Source organism: Clostridium sp. AM42-4, from assembly GCF_003480105.1.
Classification (GTDB): Bacteria; Bacillota; Clostridia; order Lachnospirales; family Lachnospiraceae; genus Brotaphodocola.
In genome coordinates, this window is sequence record NZ_QUIK01000001.1 from 260,671 (window position 1) to 277,563 (window position 16,893).

Annotated in this window: 18 protein-coding genes, 1 pseudogene and 1 other annotated feature; of the genes and pseudogenes, 2 read left to right on the forward strand and 17 right to left on the reverse strand. The window is 50.5% G+C overall.

The annotated features are described in order from the left end of the window. Positions 1–25: 25 nt before the first annotated feature. The 9 genes and pseudogenes from rfbA to DW922_RS01145 all read right to left on the reverse strand — a co-directional run bounded on the left by rfbA (position 26) and on the right by DW922_RS01145 (position 10,406). A complete protein-coding gene (gene rfbA / locus DW922_RS01100) occupies positions 26–928 on the reverse strand; it encodes a glucose-1-phosphate thymidylyltransferase RfbA (protein ID WP_118542241.1) in 903 nt (300 codons plus the stop codon). Positions 929–1,119: 191 nt separating this feature from the next. Continuing rightward, positions 1,120–2,076: a class B sortase gene (gene srtB / locus DW922_RS01105; RefSeq protein ID WP_243031958.1), complete on the reverse strand. Its 957-nt coding sequence runs from the start codon at positions 2,074–2,076 to the stop codon at positions 1,120–1,122. Positions 2,077–2,102: 26 nt separating this feature from the next. Then, the gene (gene prfA, locus DW922_RS01110) at positions 2,103–3,176 is read right to left on the reverse strand and encodes a peptide chain release factor 1 (RefSeq protein WP_118719901.1); all 1,074 of its coding nucleotides are present in this window, start codon (positions 3,174–3,176) and stop codon (positions 2,103–2,105) included. A gap of 116 nt (positions 3,177–3,292) precedes the next feature. Further along, positions 3,293–4,327, reverse strand: coding sequence for a peptide chain release factor N(5)-glutamine methyltransferase (prmC, locus tag DW922_RS01115; RefSeq protein WP_207666279.1), 1,035 nt, complete (start codon positions 4,325–4,327; stop codon positions 3,293–3,295). A gap of 233 nt (positions 4,328–4,560) precedes the next feature. Continuing rightward, positions 4,561–5,490 (reverse strand): annotated as a pseudogene (locus DW922_RS01120) (DUF1385 domain-containing protein); the annotation flags it as partial. 218 nt (positions 5,491–5,708) lie between these two features. Then, entirely contained in the window at positions 5,709–5,912 is a 204-nt protein-coding gene (gene rpmE, locus DW922_RS01130) for a 50S ribosomal protein L31 (protein WP_118531274.1), read from the reverse strand. Between the two features lie 163 nt (positions 5,913–6,075). Next, entirely contained in the window at positions 6,076–7,731 is a 1,656-nt protein-coding gene (rho, locus tag DW922_RS01135) for a transcription termination factor Rho (protein WP_118725538.1), read from the reverse strand. A gap of 283 nt (positions 7,732–8,014) precedes the next feature. Further along, positions 8,015–9,355, reverse strand: a complete 1,341-nt coding sequence (locus DW922_RS01140; protein WP_118725539.1) for an AAA family ATPase — start codon at positions 9,353–9,355, stop codon at positions 8,015–8,017. Positions 9,356–9,572: 217 nt separating this feature from the next. Continuing rightward, positions 9,573–10,406: a polysaccharide deacetylase family protein gene (locus DW922_RS01145; RefSeq protein WP_243031960.1), complete on the reverse strand. Its 834-nt coding sequence runs from the start codon at positions 10,404–10,406 to the stop codon at positions 9,573–9,575. A 229-nt stretch (positions 10,407–10,635) separates the two neighbouring features. On the opposite strand from DW922_RS01145, the gene DW922_RS01150 reads away from it, so the two are divergent. Beyond that, positions 10,636–11,625 (forward strand): LysR family transcriptional regulator, encoded by a 990-nt coding sequence (locus tag DW922_RS01150; RefSeq protein ID WP_195714974.1) that lies wholly within the window; start codon positions 10,636–10,638, stop codon positions 11,623–11,625. Positions 11,626–11,970: 345 nt separating this feature from the next. Beyond that, positions 11,971–12,177 carry a cold-shock protein gene (locus DW922_RS01155; RefSeq protein WP_118531268.1) on the forward strand — a complete coding sequence of 69 codons (207 nt, stop codon included), beginning with the start codon at positions 11,971–11,973 and terminating at the stop codon, positions 12,175–12,177. A gap of 209 nt (positions 12,178–12,386) precedes the next feature. Here DW922_RS01155 and rplL read toward each other — a convergent pair whose 3' ends face one another. The 8 genes from rplL to DW922_RS01200 form a co-directional block, all read right to left on the reverse strand. Then, positions 12,387–12,761, reverse strand: a complete 375-nt coding sequence (rplL, locus tag DW922_RS01160; RefSeq protein WP_118542223.1) for a 50S ribosomal protein L7/L12 — start codon at positions 12,759–12,761, stop codon at positions 12,387–12,389. A gap of 115 nt (positions 12,762–12,876) precedes the next feature. Then, positions 12,877–13,371 (reverse strand): 50S ribosomal protein L10, encoded by a 495-nt coding sequence (rplJ, locus tag DW922_RS01165; RefSeq protein WP_118719912.1) that lies wholly within the window; start codon positions 13,369–13,371, stop codon positions 12,877–12,879. Between the two features lie 33 nt (positions 13,372–13,404). Further along, positions 13,405–13,545 (reverse strand) — a sequence feature (ribosomal protein L10 leader region). Between the two features lie 48 nt (positions 13,546–13,593). After that, the gene (gene rplA, locus DW922_RS01170; protein WP_118725541.1) at positions 13,594–14,289 is read right to left on the reverse strand and encodes a 50S ribosomal protein L1; all 696 of its coding nucleotides are present in this window, start codon (positions 14,287–14,289) and stop codon (positions 13,594–13,596) included. An 81-nt stretch (positions 14,290–14,370) separates the two neighbouring features. Continuing rightward, on the reverse strand, positions 14,371–14,796 hold the full coding sequence (gene rplK / locus DW922_RS01175) for a 50S ribosomal protein L11 (protein WP_118531260.1): 426 nt from the start codon (positions 14,794–14,796) through the stop codon (positions 14,371–14,373). A gap of 77 nt (positions 14,797–14,873) precedes the next feature. Beyond that, positions 14,874–15,389, reverse strand: a complete 516-nt coding sequence (gene nusG / locus DW922_RS01180; RefSeq protein WP_118531258.1) for a transcription termination/antitermination protein NusG — start codon at positions 15,387–15,389, stop codon at positions 14,874–14,876. A gap of 19 nt (positions 15,390–15,408) precedes the next feature. Beyond that, positions 15,409–15,612 carry a preprotein translocase subunit SecE gene (gene secE, locus DW922_RS01185; RefSeq protein ID WP_118531256.1) on the reverse strand — a complete coding sequence of 68 codons (204 nt, stop codon included), beginning with the start codon at positions 15,610–15,612 and terminating at the stop codon, positions 15,409–15,411. Between the two features lie 12 nt (positions 15,613–15,624). Continuing rightward, entirely contained in the window at positions 15,625–15,774 is a 150-nt protein-coding gene (gene rpmG / locus DW922_RS01190; RefSeq protein WP_080552267.1) for a 50S ribosomal protein L33, read from the reverse strand. Positions 15,775–16,097: 323 nt separating this feature from the next. Beyond that, the gene (locus DW922_RS01200; RefSeq protein WP_347560243.1) at positions 16,098–16,814 is read right to left on the reverse strand and encodes a ComF family protein; all 717 of its coding nucleotides are present in this window, start codon (positions 16,812–16,814) and stop codon (positions 16,098–16,100) included. Between the last annotated feature and the right edge of the window lie 79 nt (positions 16,815–16,893).

Consider the following 16,893-nt stretch of genomic DNA (forward strand, 5'->3'; position numbering starts at 1 on the left):
GATCTGCTTTGACAATTCGCTCTATTTACTTCATGTCGTTGCCGTGAAGCTTATCGATGTACTTGCCGTCCAGAACATCCTTTAAATAGCGGCCGTACTGGTTCTTCTTTAATACCTCATAGGTCTCCAGTACCTGCTCTTTGGTAATCCAGCCGTTTAAGTAAGCGATCTCCTCCAGGCACGCGATCTTGCGGTGCTGGTGGGTCTCGACAGTCTTAACAAAGTTGGTTGCCTCCACCAGAGACTCGTGGGTACCGGTATCCAGCCAGGTAAAGCCCTGACCTAACAGGGTGACATCTAACTCGCCGTTCTCTAAGTAGATGCGATTCAGATCAGTAATCTCCAGTTCGCCGCGGGCAGACGGCTTTAAGCTCTTGGCATACTCAACGACACGGTTGTCGTAGAAGTACAGACCAGTCACGCAATAGTTGGACTTCGGATGCTCCGGCTTCTCCTCGATGGAAATCGCCTTGCCCTCGCTGTCGAACTCGACGATACCGAAACGCTCCGGATCGTCTACATAGTAACCGAATACGGTAGCGCCTTTCTCTTTGGCTGCTGCCGCGCGCAGGCGCTTCTTTAAGCCCTGGCCGTGGAAGATGTTATCGCCCAGTACCATGGCAACCGGCTCGCCGCCAATAAACTCCTCGCCAATGATGAATGCCTGAGCCAGTCCGTCCGGGCTCGGCTGTACTGCATAGGACAGCTCCACGCCAAACTGGTGGCCATCTCCCAGCAGTGCCTCGAAACGCGGGGTGTCCACCGGAGTGGAGATGATCAGGATTTCCCGGATGCCGGCGTTCATGAGGACGGACAGCGGGTAGTAGATCATCGGCTTATCATAAATAGGAAGTAACTGTTTGGATGTTACCTTGGTCAGCGGGTACAGGCGGGTACCTGAACCGCCTGCCAGTATGATACCTTTCATAGTGTTCTCCTTCTAAAAACATAAAATACCGCCCGGGTCTCTTTTGTACAAACGGACAGTTTTAGCTAGTTTGTACTATACCACAGATGCGCTAAGAATGCAATCTTCGGACGGAAAGGAACCGGGCGGGAACTCGATTTTTATGAAATTTTTATCGATTTTTCAGGAAGCTGTAGAGGATTTCTGAATTTCTACTTTTCTTTTGTGTTGGGTTTTGCATTGGTTGCTGCAGTGGGCTTCACATTGGCTTCTGCGCTGGTTTTCGCATTGGTTTTCGCGTCGGTTGTTGCAGTAACTTCTGCGCCGATTTCTGGTACATTCCGCCCGGTTGCAGGCAGGAAGTTTCCGTCTTCATCAACCTCTGCCGCAAACAGCAGGGTTCTGGCGTCGTTCTGCTCATAGCTGCAGGTCACCAGCACAAACATAGAGTCAAACGGCTTCTCCGGCACTTCGGCAAAACTGCACGGTGCCAGACGCTCACTCACCCATTTGTCAAACGATGCCTGGGACTTAAACGAGGTCTTGCGGACAATGCCATTAGAATCGCTGTAGTAGCAGCCAAGCGTCTTCAAATGGATGGTTCGTTCCGGCGTATAGATTTCAAAATAGCGGTGCGCCTCAAAGAAATCCTGGTCCTTGAATTTCACAACATCCTTGAACATGGAGCCATCCTTCATATGATGGCCGTAGATTGGATTGTTCCAGCCGCTGAAGTCCGGCTTGCTGTCGGCATCCAGATAAATGGTCCCGTACACGCTGTCCTTGCCCTCAAAATCCTTATGTAGATAATACTGGTTGTCCGGAGACTGGACGATCGGATAATCGATCTTGGTATCCGGCACCCGGATCCAGCCGATTGTATCCGGATTCGTCTCTAATAAAGAAGCAAAGTCGATCGGTGAAACATACGGTGCCTCGGTCTCCGCTTCGGTTTCTTCTGTTTCCGGCGGTGTGGTCTCTGCCTCCGTCTGGCTTGCAGCCTGCGCCAGACTCTCTTCGAGACGGCGCTGGGCTGCCGCATCCATCCACTCCTTCACCAGGCTGAGGGCACTGGCGATGATAATGAGCAGGAGGACGGCGATGATGAGACGGCGGGGAAGGCCGCTGGAGTTCTTTTTCGGTTTTTGGTCTTGTTCCATATCTGGCATAATATCTTTGACCCACCCTTTTCGCTTTAAATTTCGTTCATCTTCGCCAGCTTCGCTGCCTGGTCAGCTGCGATGCAGGCATCTAAGATTTCCTGAATATCTCCATTCATGATCTTATCTAATTTGTATAAGGTCAGGTTGATGCGGTGATCAGTGACACGGCCCTGCGGGAAGTTGTAGGTACGGATCTTCTCAGAACGGTCACCAGTACCAATCTGGCTGCGGCGCTCTGCCGCCTCCGCATTCTGCTTCTTCTCCAGTTCCAGATCGTACAGCTTGGAACGCAGAAGGCGGAATGCCTTTTCTTTGTTCTGCAGCTGGGATTTCTCGGTCTGGCTGTAGATGACGATTCCGGTCGGGATGTGGGTCAGACGTACTGCGGAGTCGGTAGTGTTGACGCACTGTCCGCCGTTACCGGACGCACGCATAACATCGATACGGCAGTCGTTCATATCAATCTGGACATCGACTTCTTCTGCCTCCGGCATCACTGCTACGGTAGCGGTAGAGGTGTGGATGCGTCCGCCGGACTCCGTCTCCGGCACACGCTGTACGCGGTGTACACCGGACTCGTATTTCATCTTGGAGTAAGCACCCTTGCCGGTGATCATGGCCTGAACCTCTTTGAAGCCGCCGATTCCATTCTCACTTAAGGAGATGATCTCTACTTTCCAGTGCTGGCTCTCTGCATAGTTCACGTACATGCGGTAAAGCTCTGCTGCGAACAGAGCTGCCTCGTCGCCGCCTGCACCGGCGCGGATCTCCAGGATAATGTTCTTGTCATCGTTCGGGTCCTTCGGCAGTAACAGGATCTTTAACTCCTGCTCCAGTTCTTCCACACGCTTCTTCGCGTCAGAAAGTTCTTCCTTGGCAAGCTCGCGCATGTCTTCGTCGCTTTCTTCTTCCAGAAGTGCCAGACTGTCTTCAATGTCCTGCTTTGCCTGCTTGTAGGCCTTGTAAGCCTCTACCAGAGGTGCCAGGTCCGCCTGCTCCTTCATGAGCTTACGGAAGCGGGTCTGGTTCTCGGTTACGTTCGGCTCGCCTAATTCCTGCATGATTTCCTCATAGTGGATGAGGATGTCATCTAATCTGTCAAACATGGGGTTCCTCCTATATTTTGTAATGGTACTGGTTTATGTTCATGGTTTGGTGCGTTCAGCCGCTTCCCAGTGATTCGCGGTCCTGCTGTTGCGTATGCTCTTTGTGTATGCTGTCCTTATTGCTCCCAGCAGCCGCATACCACGCGGTCCTTGCCCGGAAGGTCCTTGACTACCCGGACATTGGTAAAGCCTGCGTCTTCCAAAAGCCCGCTGACAGCTTCGCCCTGATCGTATCCGATCTCCAGGTAGATGCTGCCGCCCGGCTTCAGCCAGCTTCCGGCTTCTTTTGCAATCTGCCGGTAGAATTTTAAGCCGTCTTCCGTGCCGTCTAACGCCATCATCGGCTCATGCTCCCGCACCTCCGGTTCCAGAGTTGCAATGACTGCCGTTGGAATGTACGGTGGGTTTGATGTGATGACATCGAAGGTTTTTTCTTCGCTTTGCGGAAGGGCGGAAAACAAGTCGCCCTGGAAAAAGCGGATTGGTACCTGATGCGTTCTAGCATTCCGCTCTGCCACCTTTAACGCTTCTTCTGACAAGTCTGTGGCAGTCACAGATTCGAAGCCGCCCTTTACCGCCAGACTGATGGCGATACAGCCGGACCCGGTACACAGATCCAGCAGCTTCCGAGGCTTTCCCGGCTGCTCTTCCGATTGCTGTCCCCGCTGTTTTTTCTGCTGTTCTTCCGGTTGTTGTTCCTGTTGCTTTTTCTGCTGTTCTTCCGGTTGTTGTTCCTGTTGCTTTTCCTGCTGCTCTTCCGGTTGTTGTACCTGTTGCTTTTCCTGCTGTTCTTCTTGTTGTTTTCCCTGCTGTTCTTCCAGCACCAGCTCCACCAAAGTCTCGGTGTCCTGACGCGGAATCAGCACATGCTCATTGACAAAGAAGTCCAGTCCCATGAATTCCTGACTGCCCAGGATCTGCTGCAGCGGGACACGGGACGCACGCTTCGCAACCATAGCGCAGTAATTTTGAATCTGTTCCTGCACAGCCGCATCTGTTTCGGAGAGCGGACGCAGACGGTCCATTAAAAAATGAAGCAGATTTAAATCGAAGGCATTCAGAAGCAGCAGCTTTGCATCGTTTTCCGCGTCGGTATCGCCCGCCTGGCGGAGTATAGAACTGCCTTCGTTTAAAAGGTCGTAAAGTGTCATGATGCGTCCTCCGAATGCAGTGTTTCTTCTGATGTCAAGTCTGTGTTTTCTGCTGCACCGGCCTGCTCCTGCACTGTTGTCTGGCCAGTTGCTTTCGCTTCGGTTTCCGGAATTTCTGTCTTAGCATTCATGCTGTCGCCCAGAGCTTCGGCATCTTCAGTTTCCGGAATCTCCGTCTTAGCATTCATGCTGTCGCCCAGAGCTTCGGCATCTTCGGTTTCCGGAATCTCCGTCTCCGGGAAATTCTCCCGCAGGTATGCTTTCCAGTCAAACACAGCTTCAACTGCCGCGATTGCAACCTCAATCATGGAATCATCCGGCTCGCTGGTGGTCAGGTTCTGCATCCACAGTCCCGGCTTGCTCAAAAGATTGACAACCGGGTTGTCACTGCGGCCTGCCAGCCGTAAAAATTCGTATGAAACACCGGCAATGACCGGCACTAAAATAATGCGGCTTACCATGCGCAGCCATACATTATCGACCCGCACGACCATGAAGAACAGGATGCTGATCAGCATAACGATGATCAGGAAGCTGGTTCCGCAGCGCTTGTGCTGCTTGGAGCTTTCCCGCACATGGTCTACGGTGAGTGTCATGCCATGCTCGATGCAGTTGATGCACTTGTGCTCCGCACCGTGGTACATAAAGGTGCGGTGGATGTCCTCCATCCGGGAAATCACTTTAATATATGCGATAAAGATCGCGATGCGGATGAGACCTTCCAGGATTGCCATGATGGTATCGGAGTGGATGACCTGTTTGCAGGCATTTGCGATGAGCAGCGGCAGCACCATGAAGATGCCGATGGCCATGATCACGGAAAATACCATGACTACTGCCATAAGGACCTGTTCTACCTTCTCACCGAATACCTTGTCCATCCACAATTCCAGCTTGCCTGGCTCGGAGTCTTCATCATCCTCGAAAAAACTTGCGGAAAAGCTTAAGGTCCGCATGCCAAGGATCATGGAATCCGCAAAGCTGAAGACGCCCCGCACAAAGGGGAGTCCGCAAAACGGCACCTTTTCCGTCATGCTGACGTAGGTGTCTTTTTTGACCTCGATGCCGCCGTCGGGCCTGCGCACCGCTGTGGCATACTGGTCTTTATTTTTCATCATAATTCCTTCAATGACGGCCTGGCCGCCGATACCGGAATATTTCATTTGATCTGTATCTCCTTATATCTGTCCATGCAGAAGCCCGTTCTTTGCAGATCCGTGAAACTTTTTGCAGTCCGTAGGATCTGCTCGCGTCCGTAGGATTTATTCGCTGCTTCTGCAATCTTTATGAGAGCAATCTTTAAAATATCCGTATAAAGAAAAATAAGGCTGAGCCAAAGTGTCTCCACTTGAGTCTCAACCTTACTTCGCTCTCGTTATGCTTACGCCTTAACGCCGTATTTCTTGTTGAACTTATCGATACGACCGCGTGCAGAAGCAGCCTTCTGCTGACCGGTGTAGAAAGAATGACACTTAGAGCAAACCTCTACGTGGATCTCTTCCTTGGTGGAACCGGTAACGAACTCGTTGCCGCAGTTGCAGGTAACCTTAGCCTGATAATAAGCTGGATGGATTCCTTCTCTCATGATTTTCACCTCTTCACTTTCTCAATTATATAGTACTGTGATCGTCTAACGGTCTCGTTTGTACCGTTAAAATCACGCCACATCTATAAACAGCTCCATAATTGTATCATAGAAATATAGGCTTGGCAAGCATATTTTCTCGGATTTTCGAGATATTTTTAGGTTAGAACATCCGGCGCTTCTTCGCCACTTCCACGAATTCCCGGTTGCTGCGGGTCTGCGCGAACAGATCGAGGATGCGCTCCACAGAATCCTCCGGTTTTAAGCTGTTCGTTGATTTGCGGACAATATCCACAGCCTCGGCCTCATCGCGGCTGAGCAGCAGATCGTCACGGCGGGTACCGGATTTTAAGATATCGATTGCCGGGAAAATGCGTTTTTCAGAGAGCTTGCGGTCTAATACAAGCTCCATGTTGCCGGTGCCCTTGAATTCCTCGTAGATGACATCATCCATGCGGCTTCCGGTGTCAACCAGTGCTGTAGCAAGAATCGTCAGGCTGCCGCCCTCACGCATGTTGCGGGCTGCACCAAAGAAGCGCTTCGGCATATGCAAAGCCGCCGGGTCAAGACCACCGGAAAGCGTACGTCCGCTCGGCGGGACTACCAGGTTGTAGGCTCTTGCCAGACGGGTGATGCTGTCCAAGAGGATGATCACATCGCGTCCATGCTCTACGAGACGTTTTGCACGCTCGATCACCATCTCGGAAACGCGCTTATGGCGCTCCGGAAGCTCGTCAAAGGTGGAATAAATGACTTCGACATTTTTGCCAACCACAGACTCCTTGATGTCGGTAACCTCCTCCGGGCGCTCATCGATCAGAAGGATGATCATGTGCATGTCCGGGTGATTGGTGGTCACTGCCTGTGCCACCTGCTTTAAGAGGGTGGTCTTACCGGCTTTCGGCGGAGATACGATCATGCCTCGCTGGCCCTTACCGATCGGCGCCAGAAGGTCGAGCACACGCATCGCGGTGCTGCTCTTTCCCGGAGTCTCCATATGCAGACGGCTGTTCGGAAAGATCGGGGTCAGGTCCTCAAAGTTCGGGCGGTGCTCCAGCGCGCTGACCGGATAACCGTTGATATTGCGGATATACAACAGTGCTGCAAACTTTTCATTTGAAGTCTTTACGCGGCGGATTCCGTTGATAATATCACCAGTCTTTAAGCCAAAGCGGCGGATCTGGGTCGGGGATACATAGACATCGTTCTCGCCCGGAAGGAAATTCTCACAGCGGATAAAGCCGAAGCCATCTGGCATGACCTCAAGGATACCGCTTGCCGGCACACCGCTGTCTACGCCCTCCGGCTGTTTCTCATTCTCTTCATCCCGCGTATTCGGATACGGCTGGTCGCTGGTCTGGTCCATGTTCTGGGACTGGCGGCTCTGACGAACCTGGTATGGCTGCTCACCTGCCTGCTCCATGTTCTGGGGCTGGCGAGTCTGGCGTGGCTGGTACGTCTGGTCTCCTGCCTGCTCCACATTCTGTGGCTGACGCTCCTGATACATCTGCCCGCCGGTCTGTTCCTGACGATTCTGGTAGGAGCGGTCTCCACTCTGGTTTTGGCGGCCCTGACGCAGCTGCTCTCCGTTTCGTCTTACCATGGTCGTGCGGCTACCCTGCGGGCGGTTCTGGTGCAGGTTCCGGCGCGGCTGCTGAACATTTTCAACAGAATTTGTCTCGGAAGCGGCTACTCCGGCTGCACTGCAAAGTGCCTCGATCAGTTCTGCCTTTCTAAGGGAGGTGGCCCCTTTAATTCCCTGCTCTTTCGCCATTTCTTTTAATACAGCTACAGGTAATGTCTGTAATTTTTCTCGCATATATTTCTCCATTCTGAACTTTTATGTAGGTGGGATATAAAGTAAAGTTGTAACCGCAAAATACTAAGCAGTTACTATAAATAGATATCTTCTTAGAATACCGAAATGATGGATCCGGGCTGTAACGGCACACTAAAGAAGTGTTCCGACAGCCTGTTTTCATGATGCAAAGACCGCAGGCTGCTGTCTTTGCGTATAAGCTAATAAGGTTGCTGTTCACGCAACGTGTCCAGCAACCTTATTATAATAGATTCTTTTAGAAAAGAAAAGATTTAATTTCCCACTATTTTTCTTCGTCCTGCACAGATTGCCGCAAAAACCGCATATGTTCGACAATATTCGACTCATATCCGTTTTCCGACGGCCGGTAGAAGACCTGTCCTTCCATTCCATCCGGCAGATACTGCTGTTTTACATAGTGGTTCGGGTAATCGTGCGCATATTTGTAGCCGATCCCGTGCCCCAGCTTTGCAGAGCCGCCATAGTGAGAATCCTGCAGATGTACCGGCACCGGCATGGAGCGCTGGTTTTTCACGGCACTCATCGCCTCAAAGATTGCATTGCAGGCGGAGTTGGATTTCGGCGCAGTTGCCACATAAGTCACCGCCTGGGACAGAATGATCTGCGCCTCCGGCATACCGATGCGCTCCACCGCCTGTGCTGCACTGACTGCCACCATCAGTGCCCGTGGATCTGCATTTCCTACATCCTCCGAGGCACAGATCATAATGCGGCGGGCAATAAATTTGATATCCTCCCCTGCGTAAAGCATCCGCGCCAGATAATAGACTGCCGCGTCCGGGTCGGAGCCGCGCATGCTCTTGATAAAGGCAGAAATGGTGTCGTAATGGTTGTCCCCGTCCTTATCGTAGCGCACCGCCCGCTTCTGGATACATTCCTGCGCCACCTCCAGCGTAATGTGGATCAGGCTGTCAGCCGGATCCCGTTCTGTGGTGAGCACGCCCAATTCTACGGCATTTAAGGCCGCACGGGCATCCCCGCCGGAGACATCGGCCAGAAAATCGGCTGCATCATCATCGATCACGGCATGGTAGCTGCCCATGCCCTTTTTTTCGTCGTGTACTGCCCGCAGGATCAGCTCTTTTACATCATCCTTTTCCAGCGCCTTCAGTTCAAAGATCCGCGAACGGGATAAAAGCGCCCCATTTACCTCAAAATACGGATTCTCTGTGGTCGCTCCGATGAGGATCAAGGTGCCATCCTCCACGTAGGGAAGCAGATAGTCCTGCTGGCTTTTGTTGAAACGGTGGATCTCGTCGACAAAAAGGATCGTCTTTTTCCCGTACATGCCGAGCGCATCCTTTGCTTCTTTCACGACATCTTCCATGTCCTTTTTACCTGCTACAGTCGCGTTAATCTGGCGGAAACTTGCGCTGGTGGTGTTGGCGATGACCTTCGCAAGCGTTGTCTTTCCCGTTCCAGGTGGCCCGTAAAAAATGATGGAGCCGAGCTGGTCCGCCTTGATAGCCCGGTAAAGCAACTTGTCCTTTCCGATGATGTGTTTCTGCCCGACCACCTCATCCAGTGTGGTGGGGCGCATGCGGGACGCCAGGGGCGATTCCTGCTCCTGGGTGCTCGCTCTCATATAGTCAAACAAATCCATATGTATTTTCCTTCCTGTTTAACGCAGCGTTAGTTTCCTGTCTGGCGCAGTGCTGGTTTTCTGGCCACCCCTGCGCTCATATCTGGCTTGCCCGGCAGATGTGCATTGCCGTTCCAGTATAGTTGCGCAGAACTTTTTGCGAACATTTGTGCTTTTCTCTAGTATAATCTGCGTCGGCTGCGCAGTCAACCCGAAGCACGACCGGTTTTCTAACACTTCAGTCCACCAGCAATTCCTCTACCGTCACAAATTCATAGCCCTGCGCCTGCAGATCATCGACAATCTGCAAAGCCGCCTCTACCGAGGTTGGAAAAATATCATGCATAAGAATGATGTCCCCATCCTTCACATCCTTTTCAACCCGCCGCACAATGCGCTTTGTGTTCTGAAATTTCCAGTCCAGGGAATCTACGTTCCAGAGTACTGTGGTCAGATTTACGCGGCATTCCAGCTGCTCATTCCAGGCTCCGTAAGGCGGACGCAGATATTCCGGGCGTTTCCCGGTGATGGACTGGATCAGCTGCTCTGTCTGCTCGATTTCCGCACAAGCCTGCTCTGCCCCCTCCTTTGTCATCTGGATGTGACGGTAACTGTGGTTGCCGATGAGGTGCCCATCTGCCTGCATCCGCTGTACCAGTTCTTCCTTTCCGGCAATATTTTCGCCCATAAGAAAAAAGGTTGCCTTCACGCCACGCTGCTTCAAGCCATCTAAGAGAGCCGGCGTGCAGGTCTGGTGGGGACCGTCATCGAAGGTGAGGGCAACCTGGGGAGAGTGATCCTGCGAGACATGATTCTGCGTGGCATGGTCCTGCGAAGCATAGCCTTGGGAAACGTGCTCCTGTGAAGCAACTTGCTGCCCATCGGCGGAATCGGCCTGCTGGAAAAACTCACCGTTTCCGTTTTGAGTCTCAAAAGACGAAACAGCCACACTGCCCGGATCGTTAGCATACCGCGCGATCGCAAAGGCTGCTCCAGTCAGGGCTCCATCTGCAAGAACCACTGCCAGCAAAAGCAGACTCAGCATACGAAATCTCCACTTTCCATTAGCCATAAGCTCCCTTCTCCTGTTTTCTATTCGCGATACTGTTCACGCATTGCGCAAGCAGCAGCTTTTATTTCATATATATCTATATCTGGGGGAAAATATGTTTTCTGCAATCGTTTTCCAGAATCGCAAAATATCCCTTGCCTTTTTTCAGTATAAGCGCTACAATGATGATGTCAAATATTTTGAAGTATTTTTATTTTACTTCATTAATTCCGATATTAGAAAGCAGTTCATGGAAATTAGAAACCTGATTACATTTACCAAAGTGGCTGAGACCCAGAGTCTCTCAAAAGCTGCAGCAGCTCTGGGGTATGCCCAGTCAACCGTCACCATGCAGATGCAGCAGCTGGAGCAGGAGCTGGGGACCCAGCTTTACGAGCGCGTAGGCAGGCAGATCCGCATTACCCAGACCGGGCAGGAATTCCTCACCTATGCAGCCGCGATCATCCGCATGTCCGAAGAAGCGCTGATGGTTGGAAAACAAGATAACTCCACCGTCACCGGCTCATTGCGGCTAGGCATTCTCAGCCCGCTTGCCGGGCCGGACATCAGCAGTCTGCTTGCGCAGTACCTGCAGAAATATCCACAGGTGAAGCTGCGGGTGGAAACCATCCAGGACCCGGAGCTATTGCTTTCCCATCTCCGGCACAACGAGGTGGATCTTGCGCTGTCTCTGGGTAGCCGCTACACTGGTGAGGATCTCATTCATGCGACAGAGGACCAGCCGGCTCCGCTCCACCTTTATGTTGGAAAAGGGCATCCGCTGGCAGGGCAGCAATCTGTAACACCGGAAGAGCTCTCTCTTTATCCGTTTATCCGAACCGGCTATTTTGAGGCAGGTCTGGAAGCACTTCCATGTGCCGCCTCCAGACAGATACAAATTTCTGACCCGGGACTCGCCCTTTCTGTTGCGGCGGATCATTGCACAGACAGACTGTTTCGCACAGGCAAAGCAGATGGCATGCACGGCACCCCTGACGCAAATACATGCACTACAGATGCAACCGGCACATCCAGCAATGTATCAGGCCATGCACATACAAACGCCATGGTTCTGGCTCCCGAACTGATTGTCCGGCAGCACCAGGCTGCAGAGCAGCTTGTTCCGCTGGACTATGAAGTTTCCGCGTCAGCTTGCTGGCTGCAAGTTCTGTACCACCGGAATAAATGGCTCACCGGAGCCATGAAAGCCTGGCTTTCCAGTCTGGAAACCGGTTTATAAAACCTTTTTTATTTATATTTTATTTGTCTGACAACTTTTCCCTATTTTGGTTTGGCATAGTGTGCGCGGCCGGCTACTTTCCCCGGCCACGCACCCATCACACTATTTAATCTGCCCCGCAGATCAGGGGATTTGCAAATATTATTCCTACCACTTTAGTATATCAAGAAATGCCGAAATTGCTTGACAGATTTGGGGTTGGGTGGTAAACTCACAATGTATTTTGATATGAGCTTTTGATTCACATATTTTTGTAAGTCAAGAAGTACATTCCCGATTTACAAAAATATGTGATTTTTGTTTCATACGAAAATACAAATTTTATTTTTTATAGGAGGTACCACAATGAATAACGGTACAGTTAAATGGTTCAACGCTACTAAGGGTTATGGCTTCATCACCAACGATGAGACTGGCGAGGAAGTATTCGTACACTTCTCCGGTATCGTAGCTGACGGCTACAAGACCTTAGAGGATGGCCAGAAAGTTACCTTTGATACCGCTGAGGGCAACCGTGGTCTTCAGGCTGTTAACGTTCACGTTGTAGCTTAATTTACCACCTAGAAAATGAGATACCCGGAACTTCACGAGGAGTTCCGGGTATTTTTTATTCTCGTTTTTGCTCAGAATTTTCTGTGAACAGTTTCCTGTTACCAAATACATGCTCTTTATCATGTGTTCCATACATAATTCCCGCACGACAGAAAAACCCCGGAAATCCTTGCGGATTCCGGGGTTCATAGCTCTTTGTTGAGTTTTAATTACTTCAGGGTAACTTTTGCGCCCTCAGCCTCAAGTTTAGCCTTGATGTCCTCAGCCTCTTCCTTAGAAGCGCCCTCTTTCAGGACTTTCGGAGCACCGTCAACTACGTCCTTAGCCTCTTTCAGACCAAGACCGGTAGCTTCACGTACAACCTTGATAACTTTAACCTTGTTCGGGCCAACCTCGGTCAGCTCTACGTCGAACTCGGTCTTCTCCTCAGCTGCCTCGCCTGCGCCAGCTGCTGCTGCAACTACAACGCCTGCTGCTGCGGATACGCCAAACTCTTCCTCACAAGCCTTTACCAGCTCGTTCAGCTCTAATACGGATAACTCTTTGATAGCTTCGATAAACTCTGCAGTGGTTAACTTTGCCATTTTAATTTCCTCCATTAAAATAATTATATTTCTGAATCAATGATAGTTCGATATGATATCGAATTGCTTACTTCTGAATGTTCATGCGGCTGACCGCAGGATGATGTTCAGATAATTAAGCCTCTGCGCCCTGCTGCTCAGCGATCTGGTTAAGCACACGAGCGAAGTTGGTGATCGGAGACTGGATGCTTCCCAGTAACTTTCCGAGAAGTACTTCTCTGGACGGGATGGTTGCGATAACCTGCATACCCTTCTGATCATAGTAAGTACCTTCAACAACACCAGCTTTGATCTCAAGCTTGTCTGCCTTCTTAGCAAACTCAGCCAGGATTCTTGCCGGAGCTGTAGCGTCATCCTTAGATACAGCGATTGCGGTCGGTCCTTCTAAATCCGGATCCAGAGCTGCAAAATCGGTACCCTCAGCTGCACGCTTGATCATGGTGTTCTTGTATACTTTGTAAGCAACACCAGCTTCTCTTAACTGCTTACGCAGCTCGGTATCCTGAGCAACAGTAAGACCACGATAGTCTACTACTACTGCGGATGCAGCGCCGTTTAACAGCTCGGAGATCTCAGCTACGATAGGCTGTTTTAACTCAACTTTAGCCATGAATGTCTTCCTCCTGTTTTATTATATAACTGGAGACTGCAAGGAAAAGCCCCACTGTCAGACAGAGGGGCTCTACAAATTCGTCATGAAATACAAATTGTACGTTCCTCGGTAGGTGGTTGTAACCTTACGCCTTACGGCACCTACTGTCTTCGGCAGTCAATACTTGTGTATGATAACATACTATATTCGGATTGTCAATCAGTTTTTTGCAAAATCTGATTAAGCCATCAGCTTAACTACGTTCAGCTTAACGCCCGGGCCCATGGTAGAGGTCAGGGTTGCGCTCTTGATGTAGGTACCCTTTAAGGTAGCCGGTTTTGCTTTGTTGATTGCATCCATAAGCGTCTGGAAGTTGTCCGCTAACTGCTCCTCAGTGAAAGAAGCTTTACCCACTGGCACGTGGATGATGTTGGTTTTATCAAGTCTGTACTCGATCTTACCAGCTTTGATATCGTTGATAGCTTTGGTTACGTCCATGGTTACAGTACCAGCCTTCGGGTTTGGCATTAAGCCCTTCGGTCCAAGTACACGGCCCAGACGACCAACAACACCCATCATATCCGGGGTAGCTACAACTACATCGAAATCTAACCAGCCCTCGTTCTGGATCTTCGGGATCAGCTCCTCAGCGCCTACGAAATCTGCGCCTGCAGCCTGAGCCTCATCAGCCTTTGCTCCCTTAGCGAAAACAAGGATTCTGGTAACTTTACCAGTTCCGTGCGGCAGAACTACTGCACCACGGATCTGCTGGTCAGCGTGACGTCCGTCACAACCGGTTCTGATATGAGCCTCAATGGTTTCATCAAATTTAGCTACAGCAGTCTTCTTAACAAGTGCGATAGCGTCTGCTGCATCATAAAGAGTAGCGCGGTCTACTGCTTTAGCCGCTTCTACGTATCTCTTTCCATGTTTCATAATAAAATAACCTCCTAGTGGTATTGTCGGGGATGTTCCCTCCCACGTATTTAAAGTTTCATCTCAGTTCTGTATGAGGGATTACTCCTCAACAGTGATACCCATGCTTCTTGCAGTACCTGCAATCATGCTCATAGCTGCTTCCAGACTTGCTGCGTTTAAGTCAGGCATCTTGGTCTCAGCGATCTTCTGAAGATCTGCCTTAGAGATGGTAGCAACTTTGGTCTTGTTCGGGGTTGCGGAACCAGATTTGATCTTGCAAGCTTTCTTTAACAGAACAGCTGCCGGCGGAGTCTTGGTTACGAAGCTGAAGCTTCTGTCTGCGTATACGGTAATAACAACCGGGATGATCAGATCGCCCTGATCTGCAGTTCTTGCGTTGAACTCCTTGGTGAACTGTACGATATTAACGCCGTGCTGACCGAGTGCCGGACCAACTGGCGGAGCAGGAGTAGCCTTGCCTGCCGGAATCTGTAATTTGATGTAACCAGTTACTTTCTTTGCCATGATAATGACCTCCTAATAATGTGGTATTGTCGGGGGTGTCCCTCCCACGAACCGGCAACGCCGGTCCCTTTTCGTTGTTACATGTGTTTCACTTCTGTGAAATTGAGTTCAACCGGTGTTTCACGGCCGAACATTTCGACATTGATCGTAAGAGTGTGCTTACTTTCATTGATAGACTTAACGGCACCGATCGTGTCCTTCCATGCGCCGGCTGTTACCACGATGGTATCGCCAACTGCATAGTCCAGAGCAACTTCAGTCTTTCCAAAGCCGAGGCTCTCCATCTCCTCATCGCTTAACGGAACAGGCTTGGAGCCCGGTCCTACAAAGCCGGTCACGCCGCGGGTGTTGCGTACTACATACCAGGTATCATCGTTCATGATCATGTGGATGAGCACATAGCCCGGGAACATTTTCTTGTCCGCAAGCTTCTCCACGCCGTTTTTGAGTTCTGCGACTTCGAGCATCGGAACGGAAACTTCGAGGATCTGATCCTGAAGGTTACGGTTCTCAATGGTTTTCTCAATGTCAACTTTTACTTTGTTCTCGTAGCCCGAATAGGTATGAACTACATACCACTTTGCTTCTGACATCTTATCACCCTCGCCTTAATTAAATAATGAAGCTGAGGCCCCATTTGATAATGAAATCCAGGATTGCGATGATAATTCCCAGCGCAGCGGTAACCGCTACTACAGCAACTGTCTGCTTGCCAACGGTTTCCTGGTCAGGCCATACGATTTTGTTGAACTCAGCTTTTAAACCCTTGAAAAAGCTCTTCTTCGGAGCCTTCTCAGTGCCTGTAGTTTCTCCCATAGTTCACACTCCTTACTTTGTTTCTTTGTGTAAAGTATGAGTTTTGCAGAATCTACAATATTTTTTGGTCTCCATGCGATCCGGATGTGTCTTCTTATCCTTCGTCATGTTGTAGTTCCGCTGTTTACATTCTGTACATGCCAGTGTAATCTTTGTGCGCACGACTTCCACCTCCACTTGATTTTTCGTTGTTTTTTCAGCCTTTCTTTCGTGCCTTGTCAGCCCGTAAGCTAATTTTGAGCATAAAAAAAAGACCTAAGCTCTTCCATTCGCCATACCACTATAGCATAACGATGTCCATGCGTCAATCTTTTTCTTTATTTTTTTGTAGGAAACCCGCATGTTTGCATCGTTTTTCTGCTCCTTTGCCAATTTTTTCTGGATTTTTCTGCTTTCAGGACAATCATCCAACATCCGGTGATCGGCTGCCAGACCAGATTTCCAACAAAGTTTCCAGCAAAACAGGGAACCAAGCTCCATTCTGGTCAGACACCGCCGCCGATGCAGATGGAGACAAAATACACTTCCCGGACTCCCGCCTCTTTTAGTACCCGGGTGCAGGCCTCGATAGTACTGCCAGTAGTGTAAATGTCATCGACGAGGATGACGGTTGCGGGCAGTGTGCTTTTCCTCACCGCAAATGCCTTTCGCAGGTTCCGCAGGCGTTCTTCCGGTCCAAGCTCTTTCTGTGGAGCTGTCTTTCTGGTACGGATCAGCATGGTTTCATTCACAGAAAGTCCACTCAGACGTCCAAGGCGCACCGCCAACTCTCCAGCCTGGTTGAAACCGCGGCTGCGCAGCCGGACCGGATGTACCGGGACCGGTACCAGAACCGCCTCTTTGTGTCTGGCAAAAAAGTTCCCATATCGCCTGACAATGGCCTCTGCATAAAAATCCAGATATTCCCGCCGGTTTTTATATTTGATCGCCGCCATAGATTTCTGGGCCACGTCATTGTAGCGGATCAGGGCAACGCCAGACTCAAAACTCCGGTGCCGCCGTTTGCAGTCCGGGCAGTACTCCTCACGGTCACTGATCAGCTCCGTACCACATTTTTTGCAGGATGGCTGCCGGATAAAATGCAGCTTCTGCACACAGCCCGCGCAGATTAAAGCACCCTCTGGCAGAACGATCTGTCCGCATACCGGGCAGCGGCGCGGGAAGAGAAGCTGGAGGAGATTTTCCTTGAGAGATAATTTCAAGGGCAATTTTGCAGTTATGTTTGCAGATGATTCTACAAGCGGTTTTGGGGCCACCTTTGCAGATGATTTTGTGGGTGAT

Bases quoted from the DNA above. Each gene is read 5' to 3' on its own strand.
- rplA (WP_118725541.1), bottom strand. From the start codon at position 14,289: ATGAAACATGGAAAGAGATACGTAGAAGCGGCTAAAGCAGTAGACCGC.
- rplK (WP_118531260.1), bottom strand. From the start codon at position 14,796: ATGGCAAAGAAAGTAACTGGTTACATCAAATTACAGATTCCGGCAGGC.
- srtB (WP_243031958.1), bottom strand. From the start codon at position 2,076: ATGCCAGATATGGAACAAGACCAAAAACCGAAAAAGAACTCCAGCGGC.
- DW922_RS01150 (WP_195714974.1), top strand. From the start codon at position 10,636: ATGGAAATTAGAAACCTGATTACATTTACCAAAGTGGCTGAGACCCAG.
- rplJ (WP_118719912.1), bottom strand. From the start codon at position 13,371: ATGGCTAAAGTTGAGTTAAAACAGCCTATCGTAGCTGAGATCTCCGAG.
- rfbA (WP_118542241.1), bottom strand. From the start codon at position 928: ATGAAAGGTATCATACTGGCAGGCGGTTCAGGTACCCGCCTGTACCCG.
- rho (WP_118725538.1), bottom strand. From the start codon at position 7,731: ATGCGAGAAAAATTACAGACATTACCTGTAGCTGTATTAAAAGAAATG.
- DW922_RS01145 (WP_243031960.1), bottom strand. From the start codon at position 10,406: ATGGCTAATGGAAAGTGGAGATTTCGTATGCTGAGTCTGCTTTTGCTG.
- secE (WP_118531256.1), bottom strand. From the start codon at position 15,612: ATGGGAGAAACTACAGGCACTGAGAAGGCTCCGAAGAAGAGCTTTTTC.
- rplL (WP_118542223.1), bottom strand. From the start codon at position 12,761: ATGGCAAAGTTAACCACTGCAGAGTTTATCGAAGCTATCAAAGAGTTA.
- prfA (WP_118719901.1), bottom strand. From the start codon at position 3,176: ATGTTTGACAGATTAGATGACATCCTCATCCACTATGAGGAAATCATG.
- DW922_RS01140 (WP_118725539.1), bottom strand. From the start codon at position 9,355: ATGGATTTGTTTGACTATATGAGAGCGAGCACCCAGGAGCAGGAATCG.
- rpmE (WP_118531274.1), bottom strand. From the start codon at position 5,912: ATGAGAGAAGGAATCCATCCAGCTTATTATCAGGCTAAGGTTACCTGC.
- prmC (WP_207666279.1), bottom strand. From the start codon at position 4,327: ATGACACTTTACGACCTTTTAAACGAAGGCAGTTCTATACTCCGCCAG.
- DW922_RS01155 (WP_118531268.1), top strand. From the start codon at position 11,971: ATGAATAACGGTACAGTTAAATGGTTCAACGCTACTAAGGGTTATGGC.
- nusG (WP_118531258.1), bottom strand. From the start codon at position 15,389: ATGTCAGAAGCAAAGTGGTATGTAGTTCATACCTATTCGGGCTACGAG.